Genomic DNA, 17,989 nt, shown 5'->3' on the forward strand with positions numbered 1-17,989 from the left:
ATTCCTTCTCCTGAAGCAGATCGTAAGGTGTTATTCGCAGCGCAATGCTTCCACCGGATGAATGGATGTTGCCCTCCGGGCAGAGATTAAACACGCGGCCGTCGTGCAGACTGCAAGCAGAAACATTACTGCGAACACGACCGTAGTGCTTCCATGCCCGCTGCCCATCCACTGACTGAGAGCCTTACGCAACAACAGATCAAGAACAAAACCGCAAACCATGCCGCAGCCTGCACTCAGAACAGCAGAACGCGCAGCCACCCACAGGATGTGGGCCTTAGAGGCGCCCAACGCCATGCGAACCCCGAACTCCGTTGTCCTTTGCGCGACGCCGTAAGACACGACACTGAAGAGTCCAACGAGAGCGAGCAGTAGCGCCATTCCTGCAAAGACTCCGAAAAGGATCGAGAAGAGGCGTTGCCGGCTCCACTCGGGATCTTGCTTCAAAGCAGTTTCCAGGGTGCTCGCGCCCGGTGAAAGTTGTTGGTTAGAAGCCACTGATGCCACCGCGGCTCGAAGCGCATGCATGTATGAAAGTGGGTCGCCCTGCGTACGAATATCGAATTGTGCATAGGGCGGAAGAAAAGTGGTGTACGGTACATAGACTGACGGCAAGACAGCTTGTCCCAGCCCATCATTCGGAATATCACCCACAACACCAATGACGGTTCGCCAGCCGGTGCTGGACGGCGAAGTTCCCACAAGCGGACCGGAGAAAGCTAAGTTTGGAATACGGATACGCAGTCCAACTAGGTTGGCGCCCGCAGCGTAGCGGCGAGCGAAAGCCTGGTTGATGATAGCGACTCCATCGCCGCGAAGATTTTCACTCTGATCCCAGATCTGTCCCCTAAGTAACGGAATGCGGAGGGTCGAGAAGAAGTCAGGACCTACGGTCTGGATCCTTGCCCGTTGTTCTTCTTCAGAGCCGCGGCCAAGCAGTTCCACCTTCATCTGTCTTCCGCCAAAGGGCGGATGATCGTCTGTACTGATGGCAACCGAAATCACCCCGGGCACAGCAGCCATTCTCCGCCGAATCCGTTCAAAGTATTCTGCCCGGGAGACGCGGGATTGAACACTCTTCCACTCGATTGGATCTCTCCAATGCGTCATGACGCCGACATTCAAAACATGGACTGGATTGAAGCCGAGTGGAGTTCGCGCGATCCGAAGAAACGCTCCTATGGTCGTTGCTCCCGTGGCCATGAGTAGCAAAGTCAGGGCTGTCTGGGTGGTAATCAGAGTCTTCATTATGCGATTGCGTGAATGACCGGCGAGACGGCGATTAGACGTCTGAAGCGAGGGTCTGACTTGCGGACCGGAAAGACGCAAAGCTGGAACAAGCCCAAAAAGGAGGCCGCATGCAATAGCAGAGCCGACTGAGAATGCGAGCACCGGAAGGTTAATCCTGATCACAGATTCTGCTGGAAAGGAATTGGGAGAAAGTTGCAGAGGTAGCCTGGCAAGCCACCAGGATGCAACGGTGCCAAGAGCCGCGCCGGCAAATGAAATCACCAGAGCTTCCACCATGAGTTGACGCACGATCCGCCACCGGCTCGCGCCAAGTGCTTTGCGCACAGCAAGTTCATGCTGGCGAGATGAGCCCCGAGCCAGGAGCAGAAGAGAACAGTTAGCGCACCCTATCAGCAACACGAAGAGCACACCGGCGAGCAGAAGATAGAGTGATCGGCCAATATTTTGCCGGTATGGAACCGCGATCGGTTGCAATTGCACACGAAACTCTTTAGGAAAATGAGCCGGTGTCACCTTCGCAAACTGATGCACAATGGCGTTCAACTCCGCATTCGCCGCTGCATGGCTTACATCAGGCTTGATCTTGATCCAGGGTGTGTACGGCGAGCCGCGCAACAAGCTATGCGAAAGATAAACGTCACCGATTCCGAGCGTGTCATTAAATTCGAAGGTCCTGGGCATGACACCAACAATGGTGTACTTGGCATGGTTTAACTCAAGCGTATGGCCAATGATTGAGCTGTCGCCCTGATAGTAAAGTTTCCAAAAGCGGTAATTCAGAGCAACGACTGGACGCCCTCCCCGCTTTGCATCAGACGGCTCAAGGAATCGGCCTAACAGTGGCTGAACGCCAAAGAACGAGGATGCATTGCTGCTCAAATAGATCGCGCTCACTCCCTGCGGCAGCGGGTTGCCGGTAATCTCGGCGTTCGCGTTACGAAAACCAAGGAGACTCGCGATGCAATTTGCATGGCCCATCGTCCGAAATTGTGATTTCGTTAAAGCAAACCACGTTGGAATGTCAGGATGCAGCTCATTGACGACGACCGGGTTCATGATGCGAGAGGAATCAGCGTACGGAAACGGATGCAGGAGAACGGCATAGATCACACTGAACATAGCGGTGGTCGCGCCAATGCCGAGCGCCAAAGAGAGAATTGCTATGGATGAAAAGCCAGGATTTCTGAAGAGGGAACGTAAACCGTATCGGATGTCCGCGCCAATTTCATCGAAGAGACCAAGCCCGATGGCGTAGCGGTATTTCTCTTTCTGATTCCCGGGATGGCCAAGTTCAATGAAAGCTTTGCGCTCCGCCTCTGCGGGTGTCATCCCTTGTCGAACAAGATCTTCAACGTAAGCGTCTATATGAAACCTGAACTCCTCCTCCACTGCGTCGTGAACGCCGGAACGCCTGAAGATGGCGTTGCACCAGCAACGGAAGGCTGCGAGGACACTCATATTTCCCCCGGCTTAGCCAGCAGAATGCTGGCGACCACGCTGGCCATGTCGGCCCACTTTTCCGTTTCCGCCTTTAACTGGCGCTTTCCCGCAGCGGTAAGCCGATAATATTTTGCTCTGCGATTATTCTCCGACTCGCCCCATTTCCCCTCAATCCAGCCCCGCCGCTCCAGGCGATAAATGGCCGTATAGAAGGAACCCTGCAGGATCTCCAGACGTTGACCAGATATCTGTTGAATGCGCAAGAGGACCCCGTATCCATGCAGCGGGCCCAACGAAACAGCTTTCAGGATGAGCATCTCGAGGGCGCCCTGCGGCAGATTAACCGGCTTCACCATAGTTCTCCTATTTGGAATAGGAGAATATATCGATCTCTCCTATGCGGTCAAGGAGAGAGTGTCGGGCCTGAACGCGCTTTTAGTTCGAACAGAATTCTTGGGCTGCACGCTGAACAATGCGGCGCATTGAGCTTGAACCTTAATTAACCACACTCCTCGAGCGCGATAAAATCGCGCCATGAAGAGAATTCTCGAACTTCCGGAGGACAAGAACATCTCCGTTGTCATCCGGCCAGCTCTCTCCAATCCGGAGTTCGAGGAGTTGTGCGCAGCGAATCCCGGCCTGGACCTTGAACGCACCAGGGACGGAGCAATCCTCGTGAACACACTTGCGAGTTGTGCTGCCAGCGATGCAAACTCGGAGATCAATGCGCAGCTGCGAGTCTGGTGGTGGACTCATTCGAGAGGAAAAGTCTTCGGCTCCTCAACAGGTGTGTGGCTTCCGGATGGTTCCTCCATGAGCCCGGATGCAGCCTATGCCACCGAGGAACAGCTCTCCGCCCTCACGGCAGTAGATCTGTTCCAGTTTCTGAAGTTCGCACCTGCTTTTGTCGTTGAGCTTAGCCCTTCAGCGAAGCGGCTGGCCGAGACAAGGGAGAAGATGGAGCGCTGGATTGGAAATGGCGCGCTACTTGGATGGTTGATTGACCCGCAAAGCGAATCTGTAACGATCTACGAGCACGACCAGCCGGCGCACACGGAGACAGGCCCATCTCTTCGCGGGACCGGTCCTGTCGACGGATTTGTGCTTAGCTTGGACCGGGTTTGGGCCGCCAATAGAATGAAGCACTAATTTCTTCCACCCGTTGCTCGGAATTGCTGTTCGGTGATCGATTGGGTCCAGTCCGCACCGGCAAAGAATTTATTCGTATCAATCTGGGATCAGCAAACTGTGCCCGAGCAAGTTGACGTAAAACGGGCAACGCGCTCGCTTGGGCCTGAAATGGCCCGCGGGGCGGCACAAGGACGCGTCGGCGACTACGCGGCAAGGTGGATAGAGGAACACTGCCCCGTTTTTCGGGACCTATTTTTATTCGGCGTGCGTAAATATCGGTGGATGAGTGATTTGGGCTGAAGTCGACAGTTGAGATTTGAACTGGTCCGCTCCCAAACTGATCACTGACTTTGGCGGCGCATATGCAGGACGGAAGCGACGGCATTTCAGAAACTCTGAAGACCTCGGATTGACAAATTTAGCATCCACGTCGCAGACTTCTCCCGTAGATATCTATGGGAGAGGGTGAGTGCGGAAGCAAACTGACCAATTGCAGGGAACGCTCGATCTGCTCGTGTTGAAGACCTTGGAGCGCGGTCCGATGCATGGCTGGGGAATTACCGTGCACATTGAGCGGGTTTCTGATGCCATGCTGCGCGTGGAAGAAGGCTCGCTCTACCCGGCATTGCACCGCATGGAGAAGGAGGGTTGGATCGCGGCCTCATGGGGGCAGAGCGAGAATAACCGTCGGGCACGCTTTTACCGGCTTACACCGCGTGGGCGCCGTCAACTTGAGGTTGAGCGCGAGAATTGGGAGCGAGTCACTGGTGCAGTGGCGCTGATTGTCAATTTCAGCGGCAATGCGATTTAACAGGGGGATTATGAGGTTGCTCAATCGCATTCGAAGAACTCTCCGTCCAAAGGAGTTCCAGCGCGATCTAGACGATGAGTTCAGGTTCCACATGGATATGCGAGAACAGAAGAACCGCGAGGAGGGAATGTCCGGGCGAGAGGCGCGGCGTTCGGCGCGGCTCCAATTCGGGAATCCCACGGCATGGAGCGAACGCACCAGCGAGGTTGACCGGTTGCTATTACCGTTGAGCGTTCTCGAAGATTTGCGCTATGGAGTGCGCCAACTGTGGAGGAGCCCCGCTTTCACAATAACCGCGGTGCTGACACTGGCCCTCGGCATCGGAGCCAACACGACGATCTTCAGCGTCGCGGATGCGGTCCTGTTGCGACCGCTTCCATATCCTGACGCGAGCCGCATGGTCGTAATTCACGAGCGGATGCCGAAGGGCGGGACCCTCAATGACTCCTGGTCGGATTTTCAGGACTGGAAGGCGCAGAATCACGCCTTCGATCGGATGGCAGTTATTCAGAACGCTCCGCTCGCCCTTGACGTCGCTGGAGCACAGCATTCGTTGCCGGGCGCGTTCGTGAGCAATTCCTTTTTCGGTATGTTCGGGATCAACCCAGTCGTTGGAAGAGCCTTCACGAGAGCCGAAGCCAACCCGAATTCGGCACCCGCAGCAGTCGTCAGCTATTCCTTTTGGCAGCGCTATCTGTCAGCTGACAACAAAGCTTTCGGCAAGCCGATTCGTCTTGATGGGCAGGCAGTTACCGTGGTTGGCGTGCTGCCGCGCAGCTTTTGGGTGCCGTGGGGCGAATATCAGGTTTACCTGCCAATCGGGCAGAAAGCGGACACTGCTCAGTTTAGGAATCGCGCCGATCATCCCGGCCTGCAGGTGATCGCAACGCTGCGGCGAGGCGTTACGATTCAGGCGGCTCGTTCAGAAATGGGAGGCATTATGCGGCGGCTTGGCCGCGCTTATCCTCAGTCCAATCGTGGTGAAATGGCTGTACTAAAGCCGCTGCTGGAGCAATTTGTCGGTCAGGCGCGGGAAATTCTGATGCTTCTGCTGGGAGCAACGGGACTCATCCTGCTGCTCGCCTGCGTGAATATTGCCAACATGGTTTTGGCTCGCTCAGCCACGCGACAGCGGGAGTTCGCTGTACGTGTCGCCTTGGGTGCGGGGCGGGCACGTCTTTTTCGGCAGGCGCTCACGGAAAACCTGCCGGTCGCCGTATTAGGTGGGGCCGCGGGAGTAGGATTGGCGGCGCTGGCAATTCGGCCGCTCGTGGGTCTCTATCCTCACCAGCTGTTCCGGTTACAGTCAGCTCATATTAGCAGTGCAGCGCTTGGGTTCACGGTCTGCATCTGCATCGCCTCATGGTTGCTCTTCGGCATGATTCCGGCAGTGGCGGCCAGTCGGCGCACCAGAACCACCGGCCTGCTGCACTCGGCCACGCCAGCTAGCCGCGTATCAACTCGCGGGCGGCTGCGTGCAGTTCTGCTGGTGGCGGAGATCGCAATTGCGCTGGTGGTCACAGTTTGCGCAGGTCTGTTGACCCGAAGTTTATCCGCAGTCGTACATGTGGATCCCGGTTTTCGCTCGGCACACGTTCTGGCTATCGAAAATGTCGACGCCCGGCATCAGGGGATGTCGGCACGAAACCTGGAGTTCTATCGCGAACTCCTTACGCGCCTTCGGCATTTGCCAGGCGTCAAGGACGCGGCTGCTGCAATGCAGCTTCCGCTGACCGGCGCTTACTGGACATCCCCATATAGTCCGGATGGTCACAAACATCTGGTCAATACCCAGGAACCGTGGACGGAGATCAATGTAGTCCTGCCCGGATATTTCCACACAATGGGTATTCGCTTATTGAGTGGTCGACTTTTCAGCAATGTCGATAGCGCCGGATCGGCACCAGTGGCGGTGGTCAACGAGTCTATGGAGCGTTCGCTCCGGAGTTCAGAAGGCTCGGACGGGCAACTTTATGTGCAGTACGCGCCACATGCGGCGATGCGAGTGGTCGGGGTAGTTGCGGATGTGAAGCAGTTCAGTCTCGATCGCGCGGACATGCCCGAGGTGTATGTGCCCGCCGCACAGGCACCGATACCGGCAATGAACATCGTCCTGAGGACAGATGGAAACCCAGGTACCCTGGCCCATGCTGCCATCGCTGTCGTCCATGACTTTGACGGGAACCAGCCGTCATTGCAAGCCGTGAGGATGGACGCTTTGCTCGACAACGGACTCGGCAATCGCCGGTTTGAGACCCTCCTGCTTGGCCTCTTCGACGCGTTGGCGTTGGTGCTCGCGGTTGTCGGCGTCGCTGGTGTCGTGTCCTATCTGGTCGAGCAACGGACGCACGAAATCGGCGTCCGCATGGCGCTTGGAGCAAGCAGGTCGGACGTGCTGCGCATGATAGTGTTAGATCACACGGTCCGGCTTGCTGCTTTGGGTATCGCGATCGGCATTGTGGCCGCATTCGGCTTGGCCCGTCTCCTCGACAACCAACTGTATGGTGTGGGTCCCACCGATCCGATAACCTTCATTTCTGCCTCGTTCCTGCTCCTGGCCGCCGTAGTCCTGGCGAGTTTGTTTCCGACACGGCGCGCGATCTCGATCGATCCTATAGTCGCCCTCCGTTGCGAATGACACTACGACAAGGAATATGCGTAGGTGAACAACGTGGAACAAACACGAATTACGCACTAATTTCGTATTCCTCCTGACACTGGCTGCCGGCCAGCGACCTCATGTGCGATGTCATTAAGCGCATTATCGCCAACTCGCTCTTCTAGACGAGATAGGTACCGGTATGTCGGCCAGGCTCCATGGACTGCGTCCCGTCAAGTTGCCGTAAAACGGGCGACGCGCTCTCTTGGTCCAGATCGCCGACGGCTTGGGCACAAGGGCGCGTTGGCGACGATGCGGCAGGGTGGATTGCGGGAGCGTCTGGATGAGTGGTTTGGCCGGTTAACAGCCCAACGCACTCACCCACGGCGATTTATGCACGCCCAATAGGATAGGTCCTAGGAAAACGGGGGAGGCGCCAACGACGGCAGGATGAGCCCGCAGTTCAGCAAGACTGACCATCTGTCGCGTGGGTTTTGCACTGCGACGTGTCCGCCTTTGAACACTGTTGGTTGATTCCGGACACCCGATTGCGGTTGCCAGGATGCGCAGTACGTGTAGAATCAGCTACTTGTCTGACTGAAGCGGTGGCAGGGAAATTGCACGGGAGGAAGTCATGAACTGGCCCGTTGTTGCAAATGACGTCCATACTGCAGCAAAACGTATCCGGCGGCATCCGAAAAACCCGCTTGTGCTGGTGATTACCCTGGCCGTTGCCGTAGGTAGCGTAGTCGGGATCTTCGACCTTGCACGACAGGTCTTACATGCACCTCTACCGTATCGCCAGCCCGACAGGATCGTCGTTGCGGGCGAAACGGTCAGCCCTTTTCTGGTCAGCGTATATGACTGGCAGCACAATCCCCGGGATCACAGTATTTTTCGATCGATCGCCGAATACCGCTCCCAGACGACCCTGTTCGATTCGGGCTCGGGCGGCCGCAAGCTGACGATTGCCGATGTCACGCCGCATTTCTTTTCCGTGCTCGGAGTCAGAATGGCGCTGGGTAGCGGGTTGCCAGACACGCCACCAACGCCGCCGAGTCATCGGATCTCGTGGATGCCAATGGTAGTGAGCCATCACATGTGGCAGAAGTACCTCGGCTCCAATCCTGACATTGTTGGCCATACGATTCGGCTCAAGTTCTTGCCCCCTTACCGCTTTCTGGTCGTCGGGGTGGCGCCTGCGGGAGTGCGGTTTCCTTCGTCCGTAGACGCTTGGATTCCCGAGCATCTCTTCGGGACGAGCATGGCGCAGACGGACGGTCCGGGAGGATATTACCCTCGGAGCATTGCGCGGCTGCGGCCGGGAGTCTCTGTTCCCGAGGCCGAGGCGGCCATCCGCTCGTGGTCTCATACCTCGTCTGAATGGCTTTGGAATCATTCCGTCCGGCTGACGCCCTTCAGGAAGTATGTGGGCGGAGAGTTTTACCGGGCGGCTCCCATGCTGTGGCTTCTTACGATTCTGTTTTTGACGCTGGTGGTGGCGGCGGCGGTGAACATTTGCCACAGGGAGTTCGAAGCCCGGGATCAGGAGATGAGGATCCGGCAGATGATCGGTGGCCGCCCACGGCGACTGCTTTGGATGCTGGGGATAGAGGTGATGGCTCTGTTGCTGCTAGCGATGGCGGGAGCATTTTTTGTGCGCTATGCGGTCCTGCAAGTTACGCTGAACTACGTTCTCCTGCCGGTAGGGATTCACACGAGCCTGACATGGATGGACGTGGCTATTGCCGGCGGGGCCATGCTGTTGTCCGCTGCGCTGGTGCTCATTCCCGAGGCTATGGCGCTGGGTGTGCTGCCGCAGTTTGGATTGAGGCGATGGGCGCGGCTGGGCGGCTCGCGACCGATTTCGCAGTTCCGAATTCCAATACATGTGGCGGCCGCTACGATGATTCTGGTGACGGCGGCGGTTCTCTTGCGTACGGCATCAGAGATATCGCACATCAGTCCCGGGGTTCGTGCCAAGGGTGTTTTCGTGGGTGAAGTCGCACTTCCATTTGATCGGAGTACCTATTTGTCCCGGCATTTGCCAACGGTCAGTCCAAAGGCTACCGCTCAAGCGAAGCAACAAGAAATTGCGAAGCAGGAGCAGGTACGGATTCAGAGAACGCAACAATTTGCGGCCCTCATGAACCTCTACTTTTCCTCGATCGTGCGGCGGGTCAAAGCGGATGCCCGGGTGACAGACGCGGGCGTCATCAGCATTGCGCCTTATAGTGGGTATCCTCCCAATACGTTTGGTGTCGTTGTTTCGCGGGTAGTTCCCACAAAGCCGCCTTATCACGTAACCACCGGTGCCCAACTGGTGACCATGAGCGCGGGCGCGGCCAAGGCCATGGGGCTGACAGCCTTGCAGGGGCACGGATTCGGAGTGGGGTCCGCAGGCGAATTGGGGAAGAACGCTGTGCTGGTGAACGAGGCGATGGCCAGAAAGATAGGCTCCGGAGGAACCAGCCTGGGAAGGTATGTTTGGCCTCCACTGGACGCAGGCAGTTGGCCGCGCATTGTGGGCATCGTCAACAACGTTCGCGCGGAAAACATCTTTGCCCAGCCCGTGCCGACCATTTATTACCCCTCCAGCGTAATTGGAATGTCGGATATGGACGTGGTGTTTCATGTGTCGGAAAACATGCCGGTGCGGGAGGCATCGTCGATTCTGCAAAAGGCAGTCGAGCGAGTGTCGCCGGACGCGGTGATTTCGCACTTTGCGCCGATGGAGAACATGATTGCGTCGGCGGACACACTGACGCGCTACATGGCGGATTTTCTTCTGGCGCTGGCCGTGGTTGGAGTGTTTATCGTTGCTGTTTGCGCGTGGGCGGAATCTTCCGGCGAAGTGCGCAGGCGGGAACATGAAATGGGCATTCGGCTGGCGATAGGAGCGGAGCCGGGACAGCTCGTCCAATTGATGCTGTGGCGACTGGCGCTGCCGAGCCTGGTGGCGGCGACTCTGGGGGCGATCGCGGGGTGGTGGATTTCGCAGGTGATGGCTTACATGTTTCACGGTCTTGAGCCCAGAGTAGGCATGTTTGTGTGCGGAGCTGCCATTGTGGAGACGTATGTCGTTCTGGTCTCGATTCTGGCCTTGCGGCGCGGTCTGCAACGGAATCCGAGGGATATGATTGGCGAAGGAGCAGCTTAAAATTTGCGGGCTGGGGCATTTCCAAAACTGCCGCATGACCCAACGCGTCGATCAAGAATCGCACACGAAGGCGAGTCGGTCCTGACGACGAAGCTTGCTCCGGGTTTCTGTTGTCAGACACAGAATTCCGCCGGCGGCATTGCGGCCGGGAGCGTAAATACTCGCCGACTTTCGCGGACTTATTCCTTGAACGCCAAGACTTAGCTCGGCGAGATGCATAGCTTGCTTGCTGTTGACCCAGAGAGAATGTCCCATTTCGCAATTTCCCTAACAGGCCACACGTGAAACCGGTTACGTCCTGATATGTCGGCGAGTCTTTACAAATCCAGTCCACTTGGCCGTAAAACGGGCAACGCGCTCGCTAGGGTCCGGAATGGCACGCGGGTGCGGCAGAAGGCCGCGTCGGCGACTACGCGGCAAGTTGGGTTGCGGAATCCACACCTGTGCGCGAGGAGGTATCGAGATGTTGCCGGGCGAACCATTCCGGACGGCAGAATTGAGCCCGGGTCCGTCAAAGGACTTCCTCCTGCAGGCTCGGGCCGCCTGGAGCACAACAGCTATTCGTAATGCAAAATTGCCGCCACGTCCATGCGCAGAGCGCGAGCTGCCGGGAGAATCATCGAGGCAATCGCGATCAGCAAAAGCAGGCCCAGGGCTGCCGCATAGCTGATTGGATCGAGATTATTCACCCCATACAGCGCCACCCGCAGCAGGCTCGATCCAAATGCCGCCAGGCCGGTCCCACTCGCTGCGCCAAGAATCAAAGGCCACCGAAACTGCCGGAGAACCGCGCTCAACACGATCAGGGGATGCCCCCCCACGGCGATGCGGATCGCAATTTCCTTCGTCCGCTGCGTCACCACAAAGGCCACCAGCCCCACCAGGCCTATAACCGCCAGCGAAAGCGCTATCAGTCCGACGAGACTCACAATCCCTGCCACATCCTCGATCATCCTCTGGTTCTCCCGAACCAGCGCTTTCACCTGCCGAATCTCCGGAAAGACGGAAGCGTCGAGGCTGGTCGCAATCGCTCTGGCCGCAGGTCCGATCTGTCCCGATTGACCCGCGGCTCGCACCACGACCACCATGTCCGGCAGGTTGTCCGGCTGCGCCGCCCAGTACTGCTCCAGCGCATCGTCGTCCGAAAGCGCGTTGATGTGCGCGTCGCCCACCACGCCGATCACTGTATCTCGATTCGGCGCCGCCCCCACCGTCTCTCCCAGGGGATTCTTCCCCGGCCATTGCTCTCGCGCGAACGATTCACTCACAATGACCACATGCTTTTCCCCGGGATGAAACGTCCTGCCGAGCCGCAGCGGAATCTCCATCGTCCGGAAGAAATTCGGCGCCACCCAATTGGGGTAAATCGTCACTTTCCTTGTGCCAATCTCCGTTGTCCAGCTGGAGACCACATGTCCCAGCGGCGGAAGCTGCACCAGCGACACCGCGCGCACGTCAGGCAGAGCTCGTAAGCGGCTTTCCATCTGGTTCAGGTAGTTTCGGGCCGCCGCCGGGCTGTAGCCATGCTGGCTCAACTGGGGATCGATGGAGACAATCTGCTGGTAGCCGAATCCAGGATCGGTATAAAGGGCATGCTGGGCGGCATGAACCAGCAGTGCGGCCACGATCAGCAGTACCGAACTGGCGGCAATCTGCAGACCCACCAGAATCTGCCGCGCGAACGTCTTCTGCTGCCGCTGGCGCGCGATCTGCAGAGCGGGCAGCAGCCCGAAAAACAGCATCGCCACCACCGTGATGCCCGCCGCGAACAACAGAACCCGCCAGTCTGGCCGCGCGCTCAGCCATTTCGGCGCGTCGAATTTCGTCAGCACGATCCGGAGCACAGCCCATGACAGCGCCATTCCCGCCAGCGAACCCATCGCGCCCAGCAGCAGGCTTTCCGTACACAGCTGACGGAAGATGCGCCACCGCCCCGCGCCAATCGCCATGCGTATCCCGATTTCGTGCTGCCGCGTCACCGCCCGCGCCGCCGTCAATCCCCCCACGTTCGCGCACGCCACCACCAGAATCAGCAGGGCCAGCACCCCGATCATCTCAGCCAAAGTCACCATCCGGGGCTGCATCACCTGCAGATGCCCTCCAGGTGAAATCTGAATTCTCTCGTTGTCCCATACGGCTTCCGGATGCTCGTGGCGCAGCTCGTTCGTCAGAACCAGCAACTCCTGTGCGGCGGCGGTGGCGCTCACCCCAGGTGCCAGCTTCCCCCACATCTGCACGCTGCCGTTCGTCCAGTCCTGCAGGATGGTGCTGTGGGCCACGAAGTAGGGCTGCTGAGCAATGGGAAGCCACAGATCCGGATCCTGTCCGCCCAGCGTGGCCAGAGCAAAGGGTGTGACGCCGGCAATGGTCACGGGCTTGCCATTCAGATGAATCACACGGCCCACGACATCGGGATCGCCGCCAAAGCGCCGCTGCCAGAGCCCGTAGCTCAGAACCACCGCAGGCGCGTCCTCGGCGCTGCCGTCCCGGCCAGGATTCAGGAGGCGCCCCACCGCCGGCCGCGTCCCCAGCTCGACGAAGTAATTCGGCGTAACAAAGGACGCGCTGGTCAGCTGCTCATCGTGGTCGATGTCCATCGGCGGCACACCCAGCACCGCCATCGCGGCGGAAAGCATGTGCGCGTGTTTCTGATAGAAGAGAAACGACGGGTACGACATCTGGTTGGTGTATTGATCCGCCGACCGCCGCTCGAGGCGCACCAGGCGATTCGCATCAGGCACAGGAAGCGGCTTCAGCGCGACCATGTTGAACAGGCTGAAGGCCGACACGTTCACGCCCACCCCGATGGCCAGCACCAGCGTCGCGACCAGAGTAAATCCAGGTGAACGGACCAGAATCCTCACCCCGAAGCGCAAATCCTGCTTCAGCCGATCCAGCCACGTCCAGCCCCACGCCTCGTAGGCCCGTTCCCGCAGCCGCAGCGTGTTGCCGAAATTCGCATTCCCCGCGTGTGCCGCCATCTCGCGATGAAACTCCATATCGTTCTCGAGCTCGGCATCCAGCCGCCGCCGGCTCAGGAGGTAATGAATCCGTCGAAACAGTTCGCGCATGGGAAACCTCGTTAGGAAAAGTAGGTAGCTATGCGGTACGAAGTACTTCCTGGATGGCCTTCGTGATCCGGCCGTAGCTGGCCAGCTCCTGGTCCAAATGCGCTCTGCCGGGACGTGTCAGGCGATAGAAGCGAACCTTTCGATTGGTCTCCGAAATACCCCACTCGGCCTCGACCCATCCCTTGCGCAGCATCTTTTGCAGAGTCGGGTAGAGAAGACCCTCCTCGACCGCGAGCACCTCGCGGGAGAGCAAATGAATGCGCTGCGCGATGGCATACCCGTGCAGAGACTCAGACTGCAACACACGAAGAATCAGCAGGGGCAGAGCGCCTGCGGGACTCAGCGATTCTCCCCTATCGTTCATACCCATATCAATACTATGCCTAATAGAACTGAGTCAATAGCAAAACTTGCTCGTTCCGGCTGCTGGCAAACCGCCCTGCACTCGCCGACTCCGGATAGGACCGAAAAGCCCGCCAATCTTCTGCGATCCGTGTTATCAAGTTGCCGGGAAACGGGCGACGCGCTCTCTTGGTCCAGATCGCCGGCGGCTTGGGCACAAGGGCGCGTGGCCGACCATACACGGCCAATGCCTGAACAGACGGTCACGGCATATCAATAATTCCGCGTGCGGTCACGGTTTCGGTACGTTCTCGTATCCTATGATGGCTTCAATGGCAGGTAAGCCGAAAGGCTTGTCGCTGCCCGCGCAGGAGTAAACTTCCAGGGAACTGATTCGGTCGTTGGTCTGGAATAGCATTACCCCGACGAGATCGCCGTCGACCGTTGCCAGCCAGTCGCTGATGAGTTGTTCACCCTTCCGTGCAACGGGTTCACAGTTCAAGGCGAAGTAGATCGTCGGGCATCCGCAATTGCACCTCCCGGCGACCGTCAATCTGTCGATTTGCGGGAGCAGGCGGCGAGAGTCGAGGTGGCTATGTTCAATCAGCCATCGCACAAGATCGCGCTCCTGTAATGTCAGTGGTCGCTTCAGCCGCTCCACACCCTTGCTTGCGCGCTCGGACATATGCAAAGTGTAGTCGGCTCTCGTTCAACTTGGACAGCGAGGATCTGTTGTTTATGTATTACCAGCATTGCGCCAAGTTAGAGGTTTGACACCCAGCCGAGCCGTGAAACCTGTTACCTACTGGAACGTCGGTCAGGCTTCAGGTTTCCACGAGGCGGCAAGTTGACGTAGAACGGCCTAGCCTGACAAGTGCGCCAAGTCGTTCGTTCTTGCCTTCAACCCTTACCGCTTATCGACTGGGACGGCACCCAATTCTGTTCAAGACTCAAGTCACTTCGCTCGAAGTATTGAGGATCTCACGGATCACAGAGCTTGCCTGGAGCGCTTTGCTGAATCCACGAAAGCTCCTCTGTGAGGACCACCTGCCTGCCCTGCATTCCGGCCGCACGCAATCGTGCCGAATAACGGAATCGTTTACCGAGCGAGGCATACCCGCCGGAGAGGCTGTTCCCCCGCCCGCGCGGCCCCTCCCGGCGTAACATGGGTCATGATGATCCGCGAGAACAAACCCGCAGCGAGCTTTCATCCAGCTATGCACAATGACACGACCAAAGCAGTGGCCAGGGCGCTCGGATTATGCAGCATGGAGAACATATCTCTCATGCAGGCTGCCAACTCCGGTCTCAGCTGGGCTGCAATCACACGGTTTTTGGATTGCACCGGACTGTCTCAGCAAGACCTCGCCCATTACCTGGGCATTCATGCGCGAACATTTGCCCTGCGTCGCAAAGCGGGCATCTTTGGGAAGAAAGAGTCCGAGCAACTACTCCGCCTGGCTGAGCTTTATCAGGCAACGCTCGAACTTTTCGGTGGAGATACCAATTCCGCCCGCGCCTAGTTCACATCTCCGGTCCGCGGTCTTGGCAACGCGCGCCCCATCGATAGGGACAGGAATGAGTTCGGCGCACGCGAAGTACGAGACTTGATCGGCAGGCTCAACAACGGCATCTTTGCTTGATTCAGTGCGTGCAATGTAAGAGCGCACAGATCCAGAAGATCGTCTTCGGAATGTCCTTTCATTCTTCAGCCTGAGATCAATGGCGTGTTCCTGGAACGGAAGACCTAACCACAGAGGAAGTTGATAGCTAGGTTCAGCGAGTGTCTTGGCGATAAAGCGCCAGCCGAGATACTGGAGTCATAGCCCTTGCTTTGCTGGATCTTTAAACTTGGGCGAAAATGCAGATGTGAGCGGAGTCGGGTATGACCTGCACAGCCTCGGTTGGCACAGTTTCCAGCAACTGTGCCTCACTCTGTCACGAGAGACTCTCGGTCAGACCGTGGAATCATTTCTCGATTCCAATGATGGCGGCAGGGATGGGGGTTTTTCGGGAACATGGAGCCCGCGCGGTGCCGAGACGCTAACTGGGCATTTTGTCATACAGTGCAAGTTCACGAGCAAAAAGCATGCCAACCTGTACGCGGTGGATCTCCGCGACGAGGTGGAGAAAGCCCGGCGGCTCGTCGATAAGGGCCTTTGCGACGTTTACGTACTCATTACGAATGCCGGGCTCTCTGGAGTCGAAGCCGAACGTATCGAAGCCGCCTACAAAGCTGTCGGCGTCAGGTCTGTGCTGAGTCTTGGTTCCACATGGATTTGCCAACAGATTCAGGAGAACAAGCGTCTCCGCATGCTTGTCCCGCGGCTGTATGGGCTCGGCGATCTAAGCCAGATCCTCGATGAGCGTGCCTATGCTCAGGCGCGAGCACTTTTGGCGTCGCTACGTGAGGATCTCTCGAAGATCGTCGTGACCAATGCCTATAAGCGCGCGGCGGCAGCCCTGGACCAGCACGGATTTGTTCTGCTGATCGGTGAGCCAGCAGCTGGGAAGACTACTATCGCGTCGCTGCTCGCAATGGCCGCCCTGGATCAATGGAATGCTTCGACGCTCAAGCTCGACACACCGGATGAAGTGAAAAAACACTGGAACCCCGATGAGCCATCCCAGTTTTTTTGGATCGACGACGCCTTCGGTGTGAGCCAATACGAATCCCACCTCGTCTATGGATGGAATCATAGGCTGCCCAATATACGGGCGATGCTGAAGACGGGCGCGAAGATCGTAATGACATCGCGCGACTATATCTACAATCGCGCGCGCCGCGACCTTAAGGAAGGCGCCTTTCCTCTTCTGAAGGAAAGTCAGGTCGTCATTGATGTTCGCGACCTCACGCTCGAAGAGCGGCGCCAGATCCTGTATAACCACCTCAAGCTAGGACACCAGCCTCAACGATTCCGAACGCAGATAAAAGAGTTGCTAGAAGGCGTGGCAGCGCACCCGCGCTTCATCCCCGAGACAGCGCGGCGTCTGGGCGACCCCATCTTTACAAAGGGCCTTTATCTCCATAAACTTTCGATCGATCACTTCGTCGAAAAGCAGGAGCAGTTGTTGGACGAAGTCCTGCAGGGGCTCGATAACGACAGCAAGTCATCGCTCGGTCTGATTTACATGCGCAGAGGCGCACTGGAAAGTCCGATTCAGCTTGAGCCGCTCGAGAGCTCCGCTCTGGAGAGGCTCGGAAGCAGTCTCGGGGGATGCACGACTGCGCTCGACGCGCTCAACGGAAGTCTCGTGCAGCTTGCCTATCTTGAGGGCTCAGCAATATGGCGATTCAAGCATCCAACCATCGGCGACACATTCGCTGCACAGCTGGTCCGCAACCCCGAGTTACTTGAAGTCTACCTCCAGGGTAGCTCAACCGATGATCTGATGGAGCAGGTGACATGCGGCGACGTGGGGCTAGAAAGGGCCGTCATTATTCCGAAAGGGCTCTTTCCCCTGATGCTCAAACGCCTGAATGAATATTCGTCGAGTCCGAGATATAAGTCGCAGGTTTACGCGACGCAGGGTGCGAAGAACCGCATTATGGACTTCTTGGCGCGGCGCTGTGCCAGGGAATTCCTCTCGTGCTATATCGAGGCGCATCCCGAACTACCAGCGCGGGCGGCGGAACCGGGTCTCATGCTGAGCGCGGTCCCGGAAGTGGACCTCGCCGCGCGTCTTTATGAACTCGGCCTTTTACCGGAGGCCCTGCGGCTGAAATTCATTGAGACAGTAACCGGATACGCGTTACGTGGTGAGGATCTCTACGCCCTCAACAACAATGACATCAGGCCGATGTTTACCGACGAGGAATTTCAGGACTTTCGCTGCCAGATCCGAAATCAACTTGTACCCAGGCTGGCCGAGGTTCGGCGGGAATGGGAGTCAAATTTCCACGCCTCGAACGAGTCAGCAGACGAGTTCATGGAGTCGCTGAGGGACTGTTTCAGTATCTTGAAATCTGAGTTCGTCGGAGACGCGGACGTGGAGAGCATGGTCGAAAAGCAGAGTGAAAGACTGAATGAGTGGGTCGCGGATCATTCAAAGGACGACACCGACGACAGACCTGAGCGCACGCTCGGCGATCTCGATGCGGCGGAACTGACTGAGGCCACGCGCAGCGTTTTCGACGACGTTGATACTTAATGGGGGTTGCCAGTGGCGGCTTTTCTAAGCGA

At 57.7% G+C, this 17,989-nt stretch carries 11 protein-coding genes and 1 pseudogene; 7 read left to right on the plus strand and 5 right to left on the minus strand.

Annotated elements, in window-relative coordinates; translation table 11 throughout:
- Positions 1–30: 30 nt before the first annotated feature.
- Both ACP_RS07290 and ACP_RS07295 read right to left on the minus strand, forming a co-directional pair.
- On the minus strand, positions 31–2,709 hold the full coding sequence (locus ACP_RS07290; protein ID WP_015896651.1) for an ABC transporter permease: 2,679 nt from the start codon (positions 2,707–2,709) through the stop codon (positions 31–33).
- On the minus strand, positions 2,706–3,047 hold the full coding sequence (locus ACP_RS07295) for a PadR family transcriptional regulator (RefSeq protein WP_041839381.1): 342 nt from the start codon (positions 3,045–3,047) through the stop codon (positions 2,706–2,708). Before ACP_RS07295 ends, ACP_RS07290 begins: the two co-directional genes overlap by 4 nt.
- 178 nt (positions 3,048–3,225) lie before the next feature.
- Between ACP_RS07295 and ACP_RS07300 the strand changes: the two genes are divergently transcribed.
- From ACP_RS07300 to ACP_RS07315, 4 genes are all read left to right on the plus strand, one after another.
- Positions 3,226–3,840: a Uma2 family endonuclease gene (locus tag ACP_RS07300; protein WP_015896653.1), complete on the plus strand. Its 615-nt coding sequence runs from the start codon at positions 3,226–3,228 to the stop codon at positions 3,838–3,840.
- 451 nt (positions 3,841–4,291) lie between these two features.
- Positions 4,292–4,633, plus strand: coding sequence for a PadR family transcriptional regulator (locus ACP_RS07305; protein ID WP_015896654.1), 342 nt, complete (start codon positions 4,292–4,294; stop codon positions 4,631–4,633).
- A 16-nt stretch (positions 4,634–4,649) separates the two neighbouring features.
- Complete coding sequence (locus ACP_RS07310; RefSeq protein WP_169305942.1) at positions 4,650–7,271, plus strand: ABC transporter permease; 2,622 nt, start codon at positions 4,650–4,652, stop codon at positions 7,269–7,271.
- Between the two features lie 595 nt (positions 7,272–7,866).
- Positions 7,867–10,392 (plus strand): ABC transporter permease, encoded by a 2,526-nt coding sequence (locus ACP_RS07315; protein WP_015896656.1) that lies wholly within the window; start codon positions 7,867–7,869, stop codon positions 10,390–10,392.
- 557 nt (positions 10,393–10,949) lie between these two features.
- Here the strand turns inward: ACP_RS07315 and ACP_RS07320 are convergent.
- The 3 genes from ACP_RS07320 to ACP_RS07330 form a co-directional block, all read right to left on the minus strand.
- A complete protein-coding gene (locus ACP_RS07320) occupies positions 10,950–13,463 on the minus strand; it encodes an ADOP family duplicated permease (protein ID WP_015896657.1) in 2,514 nt (837 codons plus the stop codon).
- A gap of 28 nt (positions 13,464–13,491) precedes the next feature.
- Positions 13,492–13,827 carry a PadR family transcriptional regulator gene (locus tag ACP_RS07325; RefSeq protein ID WP_148215078.1) on the minus strand — a complete coding sequence of 112 codons (336 nt, stop codon included), beginning with the start codon at positions 13,825–13,827 and terminating at the stop codon, positions 13,492–13,494.
- Between the two features lie 270 nt (positions 13,828–14,097).
- Positions 14,098–14,490: a hypothetical protein gene (locus ACP_RS07330; protein WP_015896659.1), complete on the minus strand. Its 393-nt coding sequence runs from the start codon at positions 14,488–14,490 to the stop codon at positions 14,098–14,100.
- Positions 14,491–14,977: 487 nt separating this feature from the next.
- Between ACP_RS07330 and ACP_RS07335 the strand changes: the two genes are divergently transcribed.
- The 3 genes and pseudogenes from ACP_RS07335 to ACP_RS07340 all read left to right on the plus strand — a co-directional run bounded on the left by ACP_RS07335 (position 14,978) and on the right by ACP_RS07340 (position 17,957).
- Positions 14,978–15,328 carry an antitoxin Xre-like helix-turn-helix domain-containing protein gene (locus ACP_RS07335; RefSeq protein ID WP_041839384.1) on the plus strand — a complete coding sequence of 117 codons (351 nt, stop codon included), beginning with the start codon at positions 14,978–14,980 and terminating at the stop codon, positions 15,326–15,328.
- Positions 15,329–15,343: 15 nt separating this feature from the next.
- Positions 15,344–15,448: pseudogene (locus tag ACP_RS18810) on the plus strand (antitoxin Xre/MbcA/ParS toxin-binding domain-containing protein); the annotation flags it as partial.
- Positions 15,449–15,767: 319 nt separating this feature from the next.
- Positions 15,768–17,957: an nSTAND3 domain-containing NTPase gene (locus ACP_RS07340; RefSeq protein WP_202944498.1), complete on the plus strand. Its 2,190-nt coding sequence runs from the start codon at positions 15,768–15,770 to the stop codon at positions 17,955–17,957.
- Positions 17,958–17,989 lie beyond the last annotated feature (32 nt).

Source organism: Acidobacterium capsulatum ATCC 51196 (assembly GCF_000022565.1).
Classification (GTDB): domain Bacteria; phylum Acidobacteriota; class Terriglobia; order Terriglobales; family Acidobacteriaceae; genus Acidobacterium; species Acidobacterium capsulatum.

What these genes read in the sequence shown, in the direction of transcription:
- ACP_RS07300 (WP_015896653.1), top strand. Translation starts at nt 3,226, where the DNA reads ATGAAGAGAATTCTCGAACTTCCGGAGGACAAGAACATCTCCGTTGTC.
- ACP_RS07320 (WP_015896657.1), bottom strand. Translation starts at nt 13,463, where the DNA reads ATGCGCGAACTGTTTCGACGGATTCATTACCTCCTGAGCCGGCGGCGG.
- ACP_RS07290 (WP_015896651.1), bottom strand. Translation starts at nt 2,709, where the DNA reads ATGAGTGTCCTCGCAGCCTTCCGTTGCTGGTGCAACGCCATCTTCAGG.
- ACP_RS07330 (WP_015896659.1), bottom strand. Translation starts at nt 14,490, where the DNA reads ATGTCCGAGCGCGCAAGCAAGGGTGTGGAGCGGCTGAAGCGACCACTG.
- ACP_RS07335 (WP_041839384.1), top strand. Translation starts at nt 14,978, where the DNA reads ATGATGATCCGCGAGAACAAACCCGCAGCGAGCTTTCATCCAGCTATG.
- ACP_RS07295 (WP_041839381.1), bottom strand. Translation starts at nt 3,047, where the DNA reads ATGGTGAAGCCGGTTAATCTGCCGCAGGGCGCCCTCGAGATGCTCATC.
- ACP_RS07325 (WP_148215078.1), bottom strand. Translation starts at nt 13,827, where the DNA reads ATGAACGATAGGGGAGAATCGCTGAGTCCCGCAGGCGCTCTGCCCCTG.
- ACP_RS07315 (WP_015896656.1), top strand. Translation starts at nt 7,867, where the DNA reads ATGAACTGGCCCGTTGTTGCAAATGACGTCCATACTGCAGCAAAACGT.